Annotated in this window: 17 protein-coding genes and 1 tRNA gene; 9 read left to right on the top strand and 9 right to left on the bottom strand. The window is 71.8% G+C overall.

Going from position 1 to position 16,353, the window contains the following annotated elements:
* Window positions 1-50 precede the first annotated feature (50 nt).
* The gene (locus P5P86_RS13920; RefSeq protein WP_280608043.1) at window positions 51-1,280 is read left to right on the top strand and encodes an HNH endonuclease signature motif containing protein; all 1,230 of its coding nucleotides are present in this window, start codon (window positions 51-53) and stop codon (window positions 1,278-1,280) included.
* Window positions 1,281-1,351: 71 nt separating this feature from the next.
* Window positions 1,352-2,026 carry a hypothetical protein gene (locus P5P86_RS13925; RefSeq protein WP_280608044.1) on the top strand — a complete coding sequence of 225 codons (675 nt, stop codon included), beginning with the start codon at window positions 1,352-1,354 and terminating at the stop codon, window positions 2,024-2,026.
* Between the two features lie 13 nt (window positions 2,027-2,039).
* Here the strand turns inward: P5P86_RS13925 and P5P86_RS13930 are convergent, their stop codons facing one another.
* Window positions 2,040-2,756: a CHAD domain-containing protein gene (locus P5P86_RS13930; protein ID WP_280608045.1), complete on the bottom strand. Its 717-nt coding sequence runs from the start codon at window positions 2,754-2,756 to the stop codon at window positions 2,040-2,042.
* 136 nt (window positions 2,757-2,892) lie between these two features.
* Here P5P86_RS13930 and P5P86_RS13935 point away from each other — a divergent pair, with 136 nt between their 5' ends.
* Together P5P86_RS13935 and P5P86_RS13940 are read left to right on the top strand one after the other, a co-directional pair.
* Complete coding sequence (locus P5P86_RS13935; RefSeq protein ID WP_280608046.1) at window positions 2,893-3,576, top strand: response regulator transcription factor; 684 nt, start codon at window positions 2,893-2,895, stop codon at window positions 3,574-3,576.
* A complete protein-coding gene (locus P5P86_RS13940; RefSeq protein WP_280608047.1) occupies window positions 3,573-4,967 on the top strand; it encodes a HAMP domain-containing sensor histidine kinase in 1,395 nt (464 codons plus the stop codon). The genes P5P86_RS13935 and P5P86_RS13940 overlap by 4 nt, the downstream gene beginning before the upstream one ends.
* A gap of 107 nt (window positions 4,968-5,074) precedes the next feature.
* Here P5P86_RS13940 and P5P86_RS13945 read toward each other — a convergent pair whose 3' ends face one another.
* The gene (locus tag P5P86_RS13945) at window positions 5,075-5,374 is read right to left on the bottom strand and encodes a hypothetical protein (RefSeq protein ID WP_280608048.1); all 300 of its coding nucleotides are present in this window, start codon (window positions 5,372-5,374) and stop codon (window positions 5,075-5,077) included.
* A gap of 6 nt (window positions 5,375-5,380) precedes the next feature.
* Between P5P86_RS13945 and P5P86_RS13950 the strand changes: the two genes are divergently transcribed.
* From P5P86_RS13950 to P5P86_RS13965, 4 genes are read left to right on the top strand one after another with little or no spacing between them, the layout of a single operon-like run.
* Window positions 5,381-6,298 carry an FAD:protein FMN transferase gene (locus P5P86_RS13950; RefSeq protein WP_280608049.1) on the top strand — a complete coding sequence of 306 codons (918 nt, stop codon included), beginning with the start codon at window positions 5,381-5,383 and terminating at the stop codon, window positions 6,296-6,298.
* A complete protein-coding gene (locus tag P5P86_RS13955; RefSeq protein ID WP_280608050.1) occupies window positions 6,295-6,936 on the top strand; it encodes a ferric reductase-like transmembrane domain-containing protein in 642 nt (213 codons plus the stop codon). The genes P5P86_RS13950 and P5P86_RS13955 overlap by 4 nt, the downstream gene beginning before the upstream one ends.
* Complete coding sequence (locus tag P5P86_RS13960) at window positions 6,933-8,132, top strand: NADH-ubiquinone oxidoreductase-F iron-sulfur binding region domain-containing protein (protein WP_280608051.1); 1,200 nt, start codon at window positions 6,933-6,935, stop codon at window positions 8,130-8,132. Before P5P86_RS13955 ends, P5P86_RS13960 begins: the two co-directional genes overlap by 4 nt.
* Entirely contained in the window at window positions 8,129-8,338 is a 210-nt protein-coding gene (locus P5P86_RS13965; RefSeq protein ID WP_280608052.1) for a ferredoxin, read from the top strand. The genes P5P86_RS13960 and P5P86_RS13965 overlap by 4 nt, the downstream gene beginning before the upstream one ends.
* Here the strand turns inward: P5P86_RS13965 and P5P86_RS13970 are convergent.
* Window positions 8,331-9,512: a PQQ-dependent sugar dehydrogenase gene (locus P5P86_RS13970; RefSeq protein ID WP_280608053.1), complete on the bottom strand. Its 1,182-nt coding sequence runs from the start codon at window positions 9,510-9,512 to the stop codon at window positions 8,331-8,333. The genes P5P86_RS13965 and P5P86_RS13970 overlap by 8 nt on opposite strands.
* Before the next feature lie 147 nt (window positions 9,513-9,659).
* Here P5P86_RS13970 and P5P86_RS13975 point away from each other — a divergent pair, with 147 nt between their 5' ends.
* A complete protein-coding gene (locus tag P5P86_RS13975; protein ID WP_280608054.1) occupies window positions 9,660-10,439 on the top strand; it encodes a phosphatase PAP2 family protein in 780 nt (259 codons plus the stop codon).
* Here the strand turns inward: P5P86_RS13975 and P5P86_RS13980 are convergent.
* The 6 genes from P5P86_RS13980 to P5P86_RS14005 form a co-directional block, all read right to left on the bottom strand.
* The gene (locus P5P86_RS13980; protein WP_280608055.1) at window positions 10,413-10,973 is read right to left on the bottom strand and encodes a TetR/AcrR family transcriptional regulator; all 561 of its coding nucleotides are present in this window, start codon (window positions 10,971-10,973) and stop codon (window positions 10,413-10,415) included. The two genes, P5P86_RS13975 and P5P86_RS13980, sit on opposite strands and share 27 nt — an antisense overlap.
* Before the next feature lie 177 nt (window positions 10,974-11,150).
* The gene (locus P5P86_RS13985) at window positions 11,151-13,274 is read right to left on the bottom strand and encodes a GGDEF domain-containing protein (protein ID WP_280608056.1); all 2,124 of its coding nucleotides are present in this window, start codon (window positions 13,272-13,274) and stop codon (window positions 11,151-11,153) included.
* Window positions 13,275-13,487: 213 nt separating this feature from the next.
* A tRNA-Val gene (locus P5P86_RS13990) sits at window positions 13,488-13,561 on the bottom strand.
* Window positions 13,562-13,793: 232 nt separating this feature from the next.
* Window positions 13,794-14,261 carry a peroxiredoxin gene (locus P5P86_RS13995; RefSeq protein ID WP_280608057.1) on the bottom strand — a complete coding sequence of 156 codons (468 nt, stop codon included), beginning with the start codon at window positions 14,259-14,261 and terminating at the stop codon, window positions 13,794-13,796.
* On the bottom strand, window positions 14,258-15,889 hold the full coding sequence (locus P5P86_RS14000; RefSeq protein WP_280608058.1) for an AMP-binding protein: 1,632 nt from the start codon (window positions 15,887-15,889) through the stop codon (window positions 14,258-14,260). Before P5P86_RS14000 ends, P5P86_RS13995 begins: the two co-directional genes overlap by 4 nt.
* Window positions 15,886-16,323, bottom strand: a complete 438-nt coding sequence (locus tag P5P86_RS14005; protein WP_280608059.1) for a DUF3052 domain-containing protein — start codon at window positions 16,321-16,323, stop codon at window positions 15,886-15,888. The genes P5P86_RS14000 and P5P86_RS14005 overlap by 4 nt, the downstream gene beginning before the upstream one ends.
* Window positions 16,324-16,353 lie beyond the last annotated feature (30 nt).

Here is a 16,353-nt window from a genome sequence, read left to right on the forward strand (position 1 = left end):
CTAGGCTTCGAACATGCGTTCGAACTGATCTCTCTCGGTGGTGATCCCTCATGCATCAGATCCAAGCGACACTCGCCACCATCAACGCTGCCCTCGATGAGGTCACCGAGGCGAACCCGGTCTTCCTGGGAACGAATGAGAAGAGAGACGTGCTCGCCGCGCTGGTGCGGTCCCGGGCCCGGCTCGAGGAGCTGTACCTGCGCGTGGTCGCCTCCGCCGATGATGTCGCTGCCGAGGTCGGTGCCCGCGATGTCGCGGCCTGGCTGGTGGCGCAGCACCGGGTCGAGAGTCCCGCCGCGCACGCCACCCTTCGGTTGGCCCGGGGATTGGAGGGTCGGCCGGTGGTCCGGGCCGGGCTCGCGCGCGGTGCGTTCAGTCTCGAGCACGCCCGCGTGATCCTCCGTGGCCTGGAGGACCTGCCCGACGACCTACCCGCCGAGGTGTTGGCGCGGGCGGAGGTCACGCTGTGCGACCTCGCGAGTGAGCACCGGCCCAAGGACCTGCGCCGCCTCGCCAGCCACCTGTTGGAGGTCGTCGCACCCGAGGTCGCCGAAGCCGCCGAGGCCGCAGCCATCCGTCGGCTCGAGGAGACCGCGAACGCGAAAGCGTGCCTCTCGATCACCGACCAAGGCGACGGGACGACCCGCATCCACGGCATCGTCCCCGAAACGGTCGGTCACCGGTTGCGGACCTACCTGCAGGCCTACACCCAACCCCGAGTAGCGGCCCTGGAGGCCGACGGCAGGGTCCCGCCCAGGAGCCGGCTCCTCGCGCACGCGTTCGCCCAGCTCCTGGAGAACACCGACCCCACCCGACTCCCCGCCCACGGCGGCGACGCGACCACGGTGGTGGTGACCATGACGCTGGACCAGCTGCGGGCCGGTCTCGGTGTTGCTTGGCTCGAGGACGGCACCCCCATCAGCACCGGGGAGACCCGCCGCCTGGCCTGTACCGCGGGGATCATTCCCGCCGTCCTCGGCGGCAACTCCGAACCCCTCGATCTGGGCCGCACCCGAAGACTCTTCACCCCATCCCAGCGCAAGGCCCTCGCACTACGGGACAAGCACTGCCGTGCAGAGGGCTGCACTGTCCCCGCCGCCTGGTGCGACGCCCACCACGACCAACCCTGGAGCCACGGCGGCCACACCGACCTAGATCACGGATCCCTGCTCTGCGGCCACCACCACAGACGAGCCCACGACCCCACCTACCAAACCACCCGACTCCCCGACGGCCGCTACCGCTTCCAACACCGAACCCGGACCATCCTGCGCCGGTGAGTCGGCGGGACCTCGGCGCTGGACCCACAGGCCGGCGTCCGGATCTCGGGCGGACCGGGTACCTGCCGGGCATGCTGCTTCCACCGGTGACCGCTGGGTTCCGCCGCCTCGCTCGGCTGCGAGAGGCCCGCGCCTTCCATCCTGTCGGGCGGGTAGGGCACGGGCGGCTCCTGATCGACGGCGACGACTCCGCCCTGGGGTCGGCGCTCGGGCACGGCGAGCGTGCCGTCACCGTTCGGCTCTCCCGAGGCGTGGGGCTGCCGCCGACCAGTCCCGATCTCCTCGGCCTCGCGCTCCGGATCGCACCCGCGCACGACGCCGACGCGGTGGTCACCGACGACATCGACCTGCTCCTGACCACCACCGCTCGACCGACCTGGGGTCGCTGGCTCGTCCTGCCGGCGCGGCGCTGGACCTCGCGCCCGTTCAGCACCGTGATGCCCTACGCCACCGCCGACGGGGGTAGCACGCTGCTCGTGCTGCAACCGGTCACCGACTGGCTTCCGGACGCCTCCCCTGCCGCTCTCGACGAGGTCAGCGAGCACCACCCGCTCGCCTTCGACGTGCTCGAATCGCGGACCGGCTGGCGCACCGTCGGGCGCCTGGTGATCGACCGGGTGGGCGGCGATGAGTCGCTCGCGTTCGATCCGATGCTGCATGCCGCGCCCGGACTGCGCCCGGTCCGGCTGCTCTCGGCGGTGCGGGAAGCCGCCTATCGCGGCTCGCGCCAGGGCCGGCGGGACTAGCGCCGCCGGTCGGTCACAGCCGCTCGAGCGCGGCGGCCGCCCGCTCGCGCAACGCTGTGCGCGCCTGCTCCGCGTCCGCCGCCAGCCCGGCTGGTACGTCGTCGAGCCGGCGCAGGGCGATGACGCTGTCGTGGTGGTCGCCCAGGGCGTCCTGGACGTCCTCCCAGCGGTCGGCCTGCTCGGCGTCGCCGACCGCCTCGGCGGCGTACCGCGCCCGCTTGGCCGCCTTGCGCGCCCGGTGCAGCCGCTCCGGGTCGTCGCCCGCCGCACGGAGGCGCTTGCCGGCGACCTTGGCCGCGTGGCGCAGCCGGCGCGCCTTGTGCAACGACCGCTCGCGAGGGCGCAGTGCGAGCGCCTCGAGCTCATCGAGCAGACGGCGGTGCTTCTCCGAGCTCAGGTCACCGCTCAGGGCGGTCAGGCCGGCAGCACGCTCGGCGGCGACCTGCCCGGCCAGCGACTGCCACAGCGCCGTCGAGCACACCTCCGACAGGGACTGCGCCAGCACCTCGGCCTCCCGCACCGCCCCGAGCCGGTCCGACCACGTCGACAGGGCCTCCGCGAGATCGTCGTCCGACAGCTCGGGGAAGATCCGCAGCACGCTGCGGACCCGACGTACGGCGACGCGCGCGTCGTGCACCGAATCGACCGTTCCCGGCGTCTCGGCGCGCAGTTCCCGATCGGTCGCGACCACGGTGGCCACCTGGGCGACGAGATAGGTGCGCACTCCCATGCTTCGTCAGGTAACCGTGACAGCGGTGCGCATCCGCGCGCGGTCCGCGCCGGTGACCCTCAGGGAGAGCACAAGCGAGCCTCAAATCCGAGTCAAGCAGACTGTCCGGGGACGCCGGGGTCAGTAGCCTTCGGGCATGGCCGAGGTACTGCTGGTCGAGGACGACAGCGCCATCCGCACCGGGTTGAGCCGCGCGTTGACGCAGCTCGGCCACGTCGTCACGCCTGTCGCGACCGGTGCCGAGGCGATGGCCGCCATCACGAGCGCCCACCACGACGTGATCCTGCTCGATCTCGGACTCCCCGACATCGACGGGTCGCGCGTGCTCGAGGTGACCCGTGCCCTCGACGCCGCGCCGGTCATCGTCGCGACCGCCCGCGACGACGACACCGAGATCGTCCGGCTGCTCGACGCCGGCGCCGACGACTATCTGGTCAAGCCGTTCTCCGCTGCGCAGATGGACGCCCGGATCAGGGCGGTCCTGCGGCGCACCCGGATCCACGTCGACGAGGATCAGCGCCTCGTCGTCGGCGGCCTCGTGCTCGATCCCGTCGGGCGCACCGTGGAGCTCGACGGCCACGCGATGGACCTGACCCGCAAGGAGTTCGACCTGCTGCAGGTGCTCATGCAGCGTCGCGGCGAGGTGGTCAGCAAGCAGACCCTGCTGACCGAGGTGTGGCAACAGCCGTGGGGCGGTGCTGACCGGACAGTCGACGTCCACCTCTCCTGGCTGCGGCGCAAGCTCGGCGAGACCGCCGCCGAACCACGCTTCCTGGTCAGCGTCCGCGGTGTCGGGGTGAAGCTGGTCGAGCCGGCATGAGGCTGCTCTCCACCCTGCGAGCCCGCGTCATCGCGCTCGCGGTCGGCATCGCCGCGCTCATCATCGTGTTGACGGCCGTGCCGATCGCCCTCCTCCTGCGCACCAGCGCGTACGGCGACGCCGAGCGACACGCGACCGACGCCGCGCAGAGCACCGCCGACTACATCAGCACCGGCAACGTGAGCGACAGCCTGCTCAAGGCCTACCTGAGCAGGCTCAACGCGCGGGGCAGCACCCCTGTCACCGTGCTGCTGGCCGACGGCGACGTCCTCGGGGCGGATCTCGACGACCACGTCCTCGCCCAGGTCAGGCAGCAGCACGAGCCGAGTCTGCGGCCCAACGACTACCAGAAGAGCGACGACCACGATCACGACAACCCGCCGGCCGACCTCGGCCAGGTCTCGAACGCGCGCACGATCGACGTCCGGGGCGGTCGGATCGTCCAGGTGCTCTCCCAGAACGACCAAGGTGTCGCGCAGGTGCTCGCCTCGGTCACCGACGATTCCGTCTCCGACACGGTCCGGGACCGGTACCTGCTGGTCGGCGGCTGCGCGCTGGCGCTGATCGCGTTGGCGTGGGCGGCCGCTGACCTCACCGGTCGCCGCCTCGTGCGACCGCTGCAGCGCACGGCGGAGACGGCCGTCGCCCTGAGCACCGGCGACCTGCAGGCCCGGGCCCAGGTCGAGGGCCCGGTCGAGGTCGCCCGGGTGGCCATCGAGCTCAACGCCCTGGCCGACCGCATCGGAGAGCTCCTCCTGCAGGAACGCGAGGCGGCCGCGGATCTCTCCCACCGCCTGCGTACGCCGCTGACAGCCGTGCGGCTGGCCGTGGAGGCGCTGCCGCCGAGCGAGCGGACCCACGAGCTCGAGGCCCAGGTCACCCAGCTCGAGCGGTCCCTGACCCAGCTGATCAAGGCCGCGCGACGACCGGTGCGTGAGGGCCTACACCCCCGCTGCGACGCCACGGCGGTCATCCGCGACCGAGCCGCCTTCTGGACCCCGCTGGCCGAGGACCAGGACCGCCGCGTCGCCGTCGACCTCCCCGACGAGCCGGTGTGGGTGCGCACCGCCGAGGAGGACCTCGCCGCCGCCCTGGACGCGCTGCTGGAGAACGTCGTGGCCCACACACCGGACGGTACGGCGTTCACCGTCCGGCTCGCCCGGGCCACCGACGGGGTGCACCTCGACGTACTCGACGAGGGGCCCGGCATCCCCGTCGAGGCCCTGCAGCGGGGGCGCAGCGACCGCGGCTCCACCGGCCTCGGTCTGGACATCGCCCGTGCCGCGGCGGTGGCCTCCGGCGGCTTCCTCGAGCTGCTGCACGACCCGGCCGCGCACGGTGTCCGGCTCTTCCTCCGGACCGAGCCTCAGGCGCCTCTCACCAACTCTTGACCTCGATTTGAAGCTCTGCTGAGGAAGGTCTAGGACGCCGGGAGCCACGCTCGTTCCATGAGCGATGACACGAACCCCCGCACCCGGCTCCTCCACCGCTCCCGCCGCTACCTGGCGGGCATCATCGTCGGCGGCGCAGGCGCCACGGCGGCAGTGGTCGGGGTGAGCGCAGCCCACGCACACACCACCAGCACGACCAGTACCACCGGCTCCTCGACGACCACCAGCCCGAGCACCTCCTCGACCACCACACAGAGCACCGAGGACCAGACCTTCAGCTCCACCTCCGGTGACGACTCCTCCAGCTCGTCCACCTCCTCCGGCGACTCCTCCAGCTCCTCGGGTGACTCCTCCAGCTCCTCCGGCTCCTCCGGCGACTCCTCGTCCACCTCGCACGGCTCGAGCAACGCGTCATGACCCTCGACACGATGACCTGGACCGACTGGTCCTGCACGATGTCGGTCACCGCCGAGCGACGCGAGCTCGACCTGGCTGTGACGATCGTCGACCACGTCGTCGCGGAGGTGGATGCGGCGGTGAGCAGGTTCCGGGCCGACTCCGACCTCTCCCGCATCAACGCCCGCGCCGGCCGGATGACGCCGGTCGGTCCGCTGGCGATGCGCCTGATCTGTCTCGGCACCCAGGTCGCCCGTGACACCCACGGAGCGGTGGACCCGGCCCTCGGCCACGACCTGGTGGCCAACGGGTACGACACGGACATCGTCACCGTCCGCCGGCGTACGGCGCCCGCGGCCGGCCCGCGCCTGCGCCGCGAGACCTGGCGCGACGTGCGGGTCGACCGGTCGTTCTCGCTGGTCGGCGTGCCGGCGGGCATCGCGCTCGACCTCGGCGCGACCGCCAAGGCGTGGACCGTCGACGAGTCGATCCGGCGGCTCCGGCGACGCCTGGACGGCCCGGCACTGGTCTGTCTGGGCGGCGACCTCGCTGTCACCAGGCCGCTTCCCGGCGGCTGGCGCATCGATGTCGCCGAGGTGCACGGCGGTGCCGGCAGCACCGTGATCCTGCACGACGGTGCGATCACCACCTCCTCCACGCTCGGGCGGCGCTGGCGGGACGGGGACGGCGGCGAGCGTCACCATCTCATCGACCCGAGCACGGGCCTGCCCGCGCGCAGCCGCTGGCGCACCGCCTCGGTCTGGGCACCGACGGCGCTGTCGGCCAACGTGGTCTCGGCCTGGATGCTCATCCGCCCCGACGCCGCCGAGGAGGCCCTCGTCCGGCACGGGTACGGCGCCCGCCTGGTCGCCCGGGACGGCACCGTCGCCACCCCCGGCGCCTGGCCGGACACGGCGACGAGCGTGGCGTCATGACGCTCTGGTACCTGATGCGGGGTCTGGGTTTCAGCGCCCTCGCCGTGCTGACGGCCGCGACGACGCTCGGGGCGCTGAGCACCGACGGAGCACGGACGCCGGCCGGGATCGATCGCCGCGTCGTACGCCAGCTGCTGCACCGCTCGGCGGCGGTGTTCGGGCTGGTGCTGCTGGTGCTCCACCTGACCGCCGTGGTGCTGGACTCCTACGTCAGCGTCTCCCTGAGCGGCGTGCTGCTCCCGTTCACCGCCTCCTACCGTCCGGTGGCCATGGGGCTGGGCACCCTCGCGCTCTACGCGCTCGTCCTCACCGCGCTCTCCGGTGTCATGCGGAGCACGTTCGCCCGCCTTCGCAACGGCGACCGGGTCTGGCGGGCGATCCACATCTCGGCGTACGTCGCCTGGGCGCTGGCCATGCTGCACGGCATCTTCGGCGGCTCGGACGCGCGCCAGACCTGGGCGATCGCCGTCTACGTCGCCTGCGCGGTCTGTGTCGGCGTCGCGCTGACACTGCGCGTCACCACCGAGCCGCGGCGCGTGAGCGATCAACGCGGCACTGCCGACCACCGCACGAGCCACCGCACGAGCCACCGCACGAGCCACCGCCGGCTCACCGCACCGACAGGAGCACTCCGATGAGCACCGCGACGTTCGACCACACCCGGACCACCGCTCGGCTCCCGCCGGTCTACGTCGCCGGCACCGCCCGACTGCTCGCGGGCGAGTCCGGGCAGCCGCCGAGCCGCGACCGCGGCTGGCTGGTCGAGGCGAGCCGCTCGGTCGCCCTCCTGGGCCGTGGCGGAGCCGCCTTCCCGGTGAGCGCCAAGCTGGCAGCGGTCGGTCGCGGCGCCGAGATCCTGGTCAACGGCAGCGAGGGCGAGCCGGCCAGCTGGAAGGACCGCGTGCTGATGCGGACCAGACCCGGTCTCGTGCTCGACGGCGCGCTCGTGGTGGCCGGCGCGCTCTCCAGCCGGCGTGTCACCCTCGCGGTCGCCGATGAGGTCAGCGCTGCAGCCCTGCAGGAGGCGATCCGGGAGCGGGGCGCCGCCGACCGGGTCAGCGTCGTGGCGGCGGACCACGGGTTCGTCGGTGGCGAGGTCCAGGCGCTGGTCAACGGGCTGAACGGACGCGCCGCCGTGCCGAACGGTCGGCGGGTGCTGCCCTCGGACCGTGGCGTGGGAGGCAGGCCCACCTTCGCCTCGAACGTCGAGACCTTCGCCCAGCTCGCGCTCCTCGCCGCCCTCGGACCCGAGCGCTACGCCCGGGTCGGTACCACCAGCGAGCCGGGGACGACGCTCGTCACCGTGCACCGGCCCGACCGGGGCACGAGCGTCGTCGAGGTGCCGCACGGCACGCCGCTGAGCGACCTGATCGACGGAGTCGGACCGGTCCTGGTCGGCGGCTACCACGGCACGTGGACCTCGGCGGGGGGCCTGACAGTCGACCGACCGGCCTTGCGCGCGGCAGGCATCGGCTGGGGTGCGGGCGTGGTGGCCACGCTGCCGCAGACGACCTGCCCCGTCGGCGAGATCGCTCGGGTCGCGCAGTGGCTCGCCGCCGAGTCCGCCGGCCAGTGCGGACCGTGCGTCTTCGGGCTGGCGAGCATCGCCGAGGACCTGGTCGCGCTCGTCAGCGGTCAGCGCGTCGACACGGGAAGGCTGCGCCGCCGCCTCGGACTGGTCGCCGGCCGTGGGGCGTGCAGCCATCCCGACGGCACCGTGCGCTTCGTGGCCACCGCATTGGACGCGTACGCCGACGATCTCGCCCGGCACGAGCACGGCGTCGGCTGCGGCCGTCCGGTGCTCGGCACCCTTCCCCTCGGAGGCACCCGATGACCAACCGCATCTCGATCGACTGGACCCGCTGCGACGGGCACGGGTTGTGCTCCAGGCTCTTCGGCGAGCGGATTGCGCTCGACGAGTGGGGCTTCCCGCTGCTCGACCCGCGCGGGGTCGCCGACACCGAGCTCGCCGGGGCTCGGCTGGCCGTGCGATCCTGCCCCCGCCTGGCGCTCATGCTCGAGACGGACCGCGTCAGCTGACCTCGACCAGCAGCACCCGGTCGTCGCCGCGCCGCGGTGTGGTGCGGCCGTCGCGGTTGCTCGTCGTGACCAGCAACCGGTGCGGACCCAGCGCGAGCACGCTGCGCAACCGGCCGTACCGGCGGACCAGGAAGGCCCTCGGCTTGCCCGCCGCGGCGCCGTGCAGCGGGATCCGCCACAGCCGCTCACCCTTCAGCGCCGCCATCCAGATCGCGCCGTTGGCGTAGGCGATGCCGCTCGGAGAGTCCACGCTGGTCCCCCACTGCGCGACCGGGCTGGTGTACTTCGGGTTCGAGGTCTTGCCCTGGGTGGCGGGCCAGCCGTAGTCGTGTCCGGCCTTGATCAGATTGAGCTCGTCGGCGGTGTGGTCGCCGAACTCCGAGGCCCACAGCCGGCCCGCGGGGTCGAAGGCGAGCCCCTCCACGTTGCGGTGGCCGTAGCTGTAGACCAGCGTGCCGAAGGGGTTGCCGGGCGCCGGCTTGCCCGCCGGGGTCATCCGCAGCACCTTGCCGCCCAGCGAGGACCTGTTCTGCGCCAGCGAGGGCACCATGGACTCTCCGGTGCCGGCGTAGAGCATTCCATCCGGCCCGAACGCGATCCGGCCGCCGTTGTGGTGCACGCCGTGCGGGATGCCCGCCACGATCACGTGCGGCTGGCTCAGCCGACCGTTCCGGTAGGTCATCCAGCCGATCCGGTTGTCACGACGGGTGGAGAAGTAGACGTAGACCCGGTGGTTGGTGGCGAACGCCGGCGAGACAGCCAGTCCGAGCAGGCCGGCCTCGCCGCCGACACCGACGTTGGTCACCGATGCCGTGACGGTGCCGACCGCCCTGCGGGTCCTGGTCCTCACGTCGAGTCGGTAGATCCTGCCGGTGTCGCGCGAGCCGACCAGGACACGGCCGTTCGGCAGCTCTGCGATCCCCCAGGGCACCCGGATGCCGGTGGTGACCGTGTGCAGCACCTTCACCCTGCCTGTCGCCCTGCGAGGGCGGCCGGTCGACGCGGACGCCGACGGCCCGACAGCGGCCGAGGAGGCTGGCGACGGATCGGGCGCTGTCCCGTTGCTTGACGCGGACCGGCCGCCGTCGACGTCCCCGCTCGAGCACGCGCCGAGGGCCAGCGTTGCCGATGCCAGCGCGATGACGACCCCGAGGGGTCGAAGCGGGCGACCCATGCCCACGAGCCTACGCGACAGCGCGAGCCTGGAAGGGGTACCGCTCGATCCGATGCGGATCCGATGCGATCGGGTGAACATCTCGGGAATATCCGGGGATGGGATCCCCGTTTGTGTCCGTGGACGAGTGGCAGGAAGGGCATCACCATGGATCGGTTCCGGACCCGGCTCGCGCCTGCGCTGCGCGAGCTGACCATCATCGGCATCCTCTACGTGGGCTACTCCGCGGCGCGCACCCTCGCCGACGGCAACCTGCCCAAGGCGCTGTCCCGAGCCATCGATCTCGAGCGCATCGAGCGGTCGCTGCATCTGCCCGGCGAGCAGCGGCTCAACCGGCTTGCGACGATGCACGGGTGGCTGGGGTTGGCGGCCGACTACTGGTACGCCAGCCTCCACTACATCGTGACCGCCGGCGTCCTGCTGTGGCTCTTCCGCCGCAGCCGCGACGTCTACGTGCCTGCTCGCCGGGCGCTCGCCATCGCCACCGCGATCGCGCTGGGCTTCTACCTCACCATGCCGACCGCTCCACCGCGGATGGTCATCGGCTTCACCGACGTGATGGCGCTGCACGCCAACTCCGGCTGGTGGGGCACCGACGCCTCAGCTCCCAAGGGTCTGGGCGGCATGACCAACGAGCTCGCCGCCTTCCCCTCGATGCACGCGGGCTGGGCGCTATGGGTGGCGCTCGCGATCTGGAGCGCGACCCGATCGCGGGTGCTGCGCACGATCGGCGTGGTCTACGCCATCGGCACCGCGCTGGTGGTGGTCGCGACCGCCAACCACTGGGCGATCGACGTCATCATCGGTCAGGCGATCATCCTCGGGTCCTGGCTGGCGACGCATCGTCGGCCCCGCACGGCACCGGTGACCGTGCTGTTCCCACGGCCGCCTCGTCGCCCCTCAGTCGGTGAGGCCGAGGCCGCGTAGCACCACGCCGAGGAAGGTCTCCTTGCGCTCACTGGGAAGCTCCTCGTTGCGAGCGACCTGGACGAGCGCGGCGGCGGCCACCAGCACGTCACCGCGCCCCAAGCCCTCGGAGAGGACGCCGGCCGCATGCGCGCGCCCGATGAGCTCGTCGAGGAGCTGCTTGACCCGCCGGGCCTCCTCCTGCAGCTCGGCCGAACCGGTACCCGGGGTCATCCCGAGCCCGATCAGCGAGAGGTCGGCCGTGTGGAACGTCCAGGTCAGGTAGCGGCACAGCTCCGTGGCCGGGTCGCCGGACGAGGCCAGCTCGCTCAGCAGCACCGTCGACTCGTGCACGCGGGCGAGGTAGACCGCCTGCCGCAGCTCGTCATGGTGAGGGAAGTGCCGGTACAGCGTCGCGCTGCCGACGCCGGCTCGCTGGGCGATGGCGTTGAAGGAGACATCCAGCCCCTCCTCGGCGTACAACGACGCCGCCGCCTCGACGATCCGTTCGCGGTTCGCGCGAGCGTCGGCGCGCACGGTGCGCTCGGGGCTCACGCTGCCACCTCCTCGCGCTTCGGCGTCTCGACCGTCTCCAGAGGTGCACAGTAGCCCGGGAGACGGATCGCAGTCTCGCCGGCACCTGACCATCGGCGTCCGGCATCGAGCCGGCTGTCCGCTCCGCGCCGACGGCTCGTCCCCGTGGGCCTGCGTCCACCGTCGGCGGGCGGCGCGTCACTCCGCGACGGTGGACGGAGTCGTCAGGTGAGCTGACGGGTCGTCGAAGTACGACCCTTGCGCGAAGTCGAAGCGCAGGTCGGCCGCCATCTCCCAGTCCTGCGGCGTGACGACGTTGACGATCCCGATCTTGACGCCCCGCTCGTGCGCCCAGCGGACGCTGGCGCGCATCACCGCTTCACGATCCTCCCGGAGGAGATCCTGCAGGTGCGAGAGGTCGAGCCGGACGGCGTCAGCCTGGGCCCGCGCCAGCCGTTCCCCGTCGAAGTAGCCGCTCCCCCAGTTCGAGACGGCGATGCGGGCGCCGCGGGCCTTCAGGTCGCTGAGCACGTCCTCGAGGCCGGTGAGGCTTGCGGCCTCCGTCGGCGAGGCGATCTCCAGGACGACTCCGCTGAGGTCTCCCGCCAGCTCGGCTCGTACGAGCGGGCTGTGCAGCGCCTCTGCGCTGAGCGGGACTGCTCGATAGCCCGCACGGGGGCGCCGCAGCACTGCCCGCACCAGGGCAGACTCCAACTCGGGACCGTATCCGTCGCGGTAGGCCCCGGCCAGCACCGATTCGGCCGTTCCCTCGTCGAAGCTGCTGCACGCCCGATCGCCCACCTGACGCCCGGACTCGAGGTCGACGATCGGCTTGAGCGCGATGTCGACCGCCGGCAGCGCCTCCTCGCTGAAGCGATCGTCTGCCACGCGGACGCAGGCCCGTCCGGCGTGCTTGGCGTCGTACAGAGCACGGTCGGCGAGCGCCACCAGCGCCTCAGGATCGAGCTCGGGCCGCGCGACCACCACGCCCGCGGAGAACGTCTGCCCCTCGGGCATGCGCTTCTGCATGTCCCGAAGGCGTCGCGCTGCCTCGCCCGCGTCGCAGCCGGGCAGCAGCAGCCCGAACTCCTCGCCGCCGTAGCGCGCCAGCAGCTCCTCGGGCTCGAGCACCGCGCTCCAGGCCGCGACCGCTCCGCGTAGCAGTCGGTCGCCGGCCTGGTGCCCGAACTCGTCGTTGTACCGCTTGAAGTGATCGAGGTCGATCAGCGCGATGCACAGGCCACCATCACCGTCGCGGGCCCGCCGTACGGCTCGGCCCAGCTCGTGGTCCCACGTTCGTCTGTTCGGCGCGCCGGTGAGCGCGTCGTTGCGTGCCAGCGCCGCGAGCCGGACGGCCTGGACCTCGACGGTCTTGAGCAGCAGCCCCATCCGCACGAGCACGAGGGTCGACAACACGACGGAGCCGACGGACACCAGCTGCCAGGGAACGTGGTGGCGGAACAGGGCGTCGAGGAAGAGGGTCAAGCCCGGGAGCATCAGACCGCACCCCAAGGCAAGCATCCTCGTACGCGCGGAGACCGGGTGGTCGCTGCGCGGAGGGCGGTTGACCCGGGCGGCGGAACGGCTGCAGGCAGCTCCCGCCGCGGCAAGATAGCCGAGCAGCCACAACTGGTCGAGCCAGGCGGGCGTCAGCGCTTCGGGGTTGCGCATCGCGATGACGTTCCACACGACGTCGGCGGCGAGCATCGCCAGCAGCGCGAGCAGCAGCAGCCGGTAGGCGCCCACGTGCAGACCGGCCATCGTCCACAGGCTGACGAGCACCCCGATGAGCAGGACGTCGGCGGCCGGATAGGCCGATGCCACGATCCGGCCCGGAAGGCCGAGGGTCGAATCACTCGCGATCGGGGCGATGAAGAAGGTCGCGACGACGATACCGGAACCAGCCGTCACGATCGCGGCGTCGAGCAACGGCGTCAGCTCCGAACGGGTGGCCGCCGAGCGCATCAGCCGGAGCAGCCCGCACGCGAGCACGACGTACGCGGCCAGATAGGCCGCGTCGCTCGGCGCGGGATAGAAGTCGATGTCGAACACGTGTTGCTCCAGGGAGAACACGGCGTCGCCGAGCACCCAACACCCGAAGCCCGCCAGCACGACCATCCAGCGTCCACGAACACGTGAGGGCAGCCGGCTCGCTCCCCAGAACCCGACGGCGATGCAGGCGAGGGCGAAGGCGTCGTACACCCCGTCCCGCACCGCTCCCTGCGGGACGAGCGGATAGCCGCACCACAGGATCGCCAGGGCGAGCACCGCTCGCATCGGCGTGCCGACTCCTCGGTTGCGCAGCTGCACCACGTGCGACATCCCATTCCTTGGTCGTTCGAGCCGCACCCCGATGTACGGGCGGAGTGCTCCACCGACGCCGCAGCCACGCGATGTTCCCGCCTGCATGCGCTCTGCAGCATCGGCCGCCATCCGCCCGATCGCAGCTGAACGGAGCTGATGATCACCTGGTGGGCAGCAAGGAGGCGACGTCCGACAACGCCGTTCCGGCAGGTCGGACGCCGATCCTCGGGGTGGGCGCAAAGGGACTCGAACCCCTGACATCCTGCTTGTAAGGCAGGCGCTCTAACCAACTGAGCTATGCGCCCGTGACGCGACGCCACAGCCTACGGGCTGAGCGGGTCCGTGGGCCAAACCAGCGCCGCGGAACGGTGTCGATGGCCCGAAATGGAGTGTTGAGCCGGTGGCGTCTCGGGTCACCACCGGCTCAACAGTTGAAATCTAACAGGTGCCGGGCGATCACACACGCGATCCGGGCAAGATTGGGACCGGGCGGTCTAGACCGCCGGGACCGTGGGGCCCCGGCCGCTGGCCGGACGGTCAGGCGAGCGCCACCGACAGCTGGTGCAGGTGCTCCCCGAGGTCGCGGCCCTCCGCGTTCGCGTTGTGCACCGACCAGCGCACCCGGCCTGCCTTGTCGATGACGTACGACGAGCGCCGGGCCGCTCCGGTGCGCTCGTCGAAGACGCCGTAGGCCCGAGCGACCTCGCCGTGCGGCCAGAAGTCCGAGAGCAGCGGGAAGTTGATCCCGTCGGCGTCGGCGAACGCGCGCAGTGCGAACATCGGGTCGCAGGAGATCGCCAGCGTCTCGGTGTCGAAGGTCATGAACTCGTCGAGCCGATCGCGGATGCCGGCCATCTCGCCGGTGCACACCCCGGAGAACGCGTAGGGGTAGAAGAACAGCACCACTGCCTTCTTGTCGCGGTAGGCCGAGAGCGTGACCTCCTGGCCGAACTGGTCGCGCAGGGTGAAGTCCGGTGCCGGTCCGCCGATCTGCAGCCCGCTCACGCCTTGCTCTCTCCTGCCGTGTCCCAGTTCACCAGCTCCCGCTTGAGCACCTTGCCGGTGGCATTGCGCGGCAACTCGGGAAGGACAACGATCTCACGCGGCACCTTGAAGCGCGCCAGGTGGTCCTTGACCCAGCCCCGGAGCTCGTCCTCGCCGACCTCGCCGCGGACGACCACGAACGCGCGCAGGCGCTTGCCGAACTCGTCGTCGTCGACGCCGACGCAGGCCACCTCGACGACGGCCGGATGCCGCGCCAGGCAGTCCTCGACCTCCTGGGGGAAGACGTTCTCCCCACCCGAGACGATCATCTCGTCGTCGCGCCCCTCGACGTAGAGGCGACCGTCGGCCCCGAAGCGGCCGACGTCGCCAGAGGACATCAGCCCGTCCACGACCTCCTTGCCACCGCCGCCGGTGTAGCCCTCGAAGAGCAGGCTGTTGCCGACGAAGATCCGTCCGGGGGCGCCCTGCGGCACCTCGTGCCCCGACGGATCGAGGATCCGGACCACCGTGCCCCACGGCGGCCTGCCCGCCGAGGTGGGCGCGGCGCGCAGGTCCTCCGGGGTGGCGATCGAGGCGTAGGCGACCTCCGTCGAGCCGTAGATGTTGTAGAGGTTGTCCCCGAAGCGGTCCATCCACTCCAGCGCGAGGTCCCCCGGCAGCGCCGAGCCGGAGGAGGCGACCACCTTGAGCCGAGTCAGGTCGACGTCGGCGTCGACCGCCAGCATCCGCTGGAGCATCACCGGGATGACCACCAGCGAGTCGCAGCCCTCGGTGACGGCGAGCGCGTCGGCGGGGTCGAAGCGCCGACGCAACACCATCGTCGAGCCGAGCAACATCGCCAGCATCAGGTGGGCGAATCCCCAGGTGTGGAACAGGGGCGCCGCGATATGGGTGCGCCACCCCTCCCGCAGCGGCATCCGGGAGAGCAGCGAGATGGCGGAGTCGATCCCTGCCTCGTTGCGCGGGGCGCCCTTCGGCGTACCGGTGGTGCCGGAGGTCAGGATGATGATCCGGCCGTGCCGGGAGGGCGACGCCAGGTCGCCGGCGTCGGCATCGCTGCCGGTGGCGAGCGCGTCCAGGGTCTCGGCAGGCAGGGCGGCGGGGTCGCTGTCGGTCCAGGCGATGATCCGCTGCTCGATCGGCGCATCCGCCAGCAGGCCGGAGAACTCCTCGTCGTGGATGACCACGCGCGGCTTCTCCCGGGCCAGCACGTCGACGAGCTGCGGCCCGGCGAAGGCGGTGTTGAGGTAGAGCGCGTCGGCGCCGAGCTTCGCGATGGCGACCGTCGCCTCGACGAATCCCCGGTGGTTGCGGCACATCACCGCGACGCCGTCACCCTCACCGACGCCACGGGCGGCCAGCGCACGCGCCAGGACGTTGCTACGGCGGTGGATCTCGCCGTACGTGATCTCGCCGAGCTCGTCGACGATGCCGATCCGGTCGGGATAGCGGGTGGCCAGCATCGTGAAGCCGCCCGCCGGACCGAGCCCCCACGCGCGCACCGCCTTGGCCAGGCGCGCCAGGACGGCCGGCGAGAACGGCTTGACCACGCCGGATCCGGCCAGCACCAGCGCGCCGGACCCTGCCGACACGGCCTTCGCCAGTGCCGCGGAGGGTCGCAGGATCATCCGACGTTCTTCGGAGCCAGGAGACGCGTGGCCGCCCACTCCTTGCTCACGGCAGCGGTCGTCGTCTGGGAGAGGCCGGCGATCGGAGCGGCCTCGGTGATGTCGGAGGGGTCGACCGCGCCCGGCCGCCCGACCTTCGGCGTGAGCAGCCAGATCGACCCACCGCCGACGAGGTCGGTCAACGCGTCCACCAGGCCGTCGACCAGGTCGCCGTCGTCGTCGCGCCACCACAGCAGCACCGAGTCCACGACGTTGCCGTAGTCACCATCGACCATCTCGGCATCGAGTGCGTCCTCGATCGCGACCCTGAGCTCGTGATCGGTGTCGTTGTCCCAGCCGAGCTCCTGGATGACCATTCCGGCCTTGATACCCAGGCGTTCTGCAGGACCTGCAGGGCCTGTCTGGGTGGAGCCTCCACCCGCGGTCGCGCTCACGTCGTCCTCCGCATCTGTCGCAGCATCTGT

Origin of the sequence: Nocardioides sp. BP30, from assembly GCF_029873215.1 — a bacterium.
In the GTDB taxonomy this organism is placed as follows: Bacteria; Actinomycetota; Actinomycetes; order Propionibacteriales; family Nocardioidaceae; genus Nocardioides.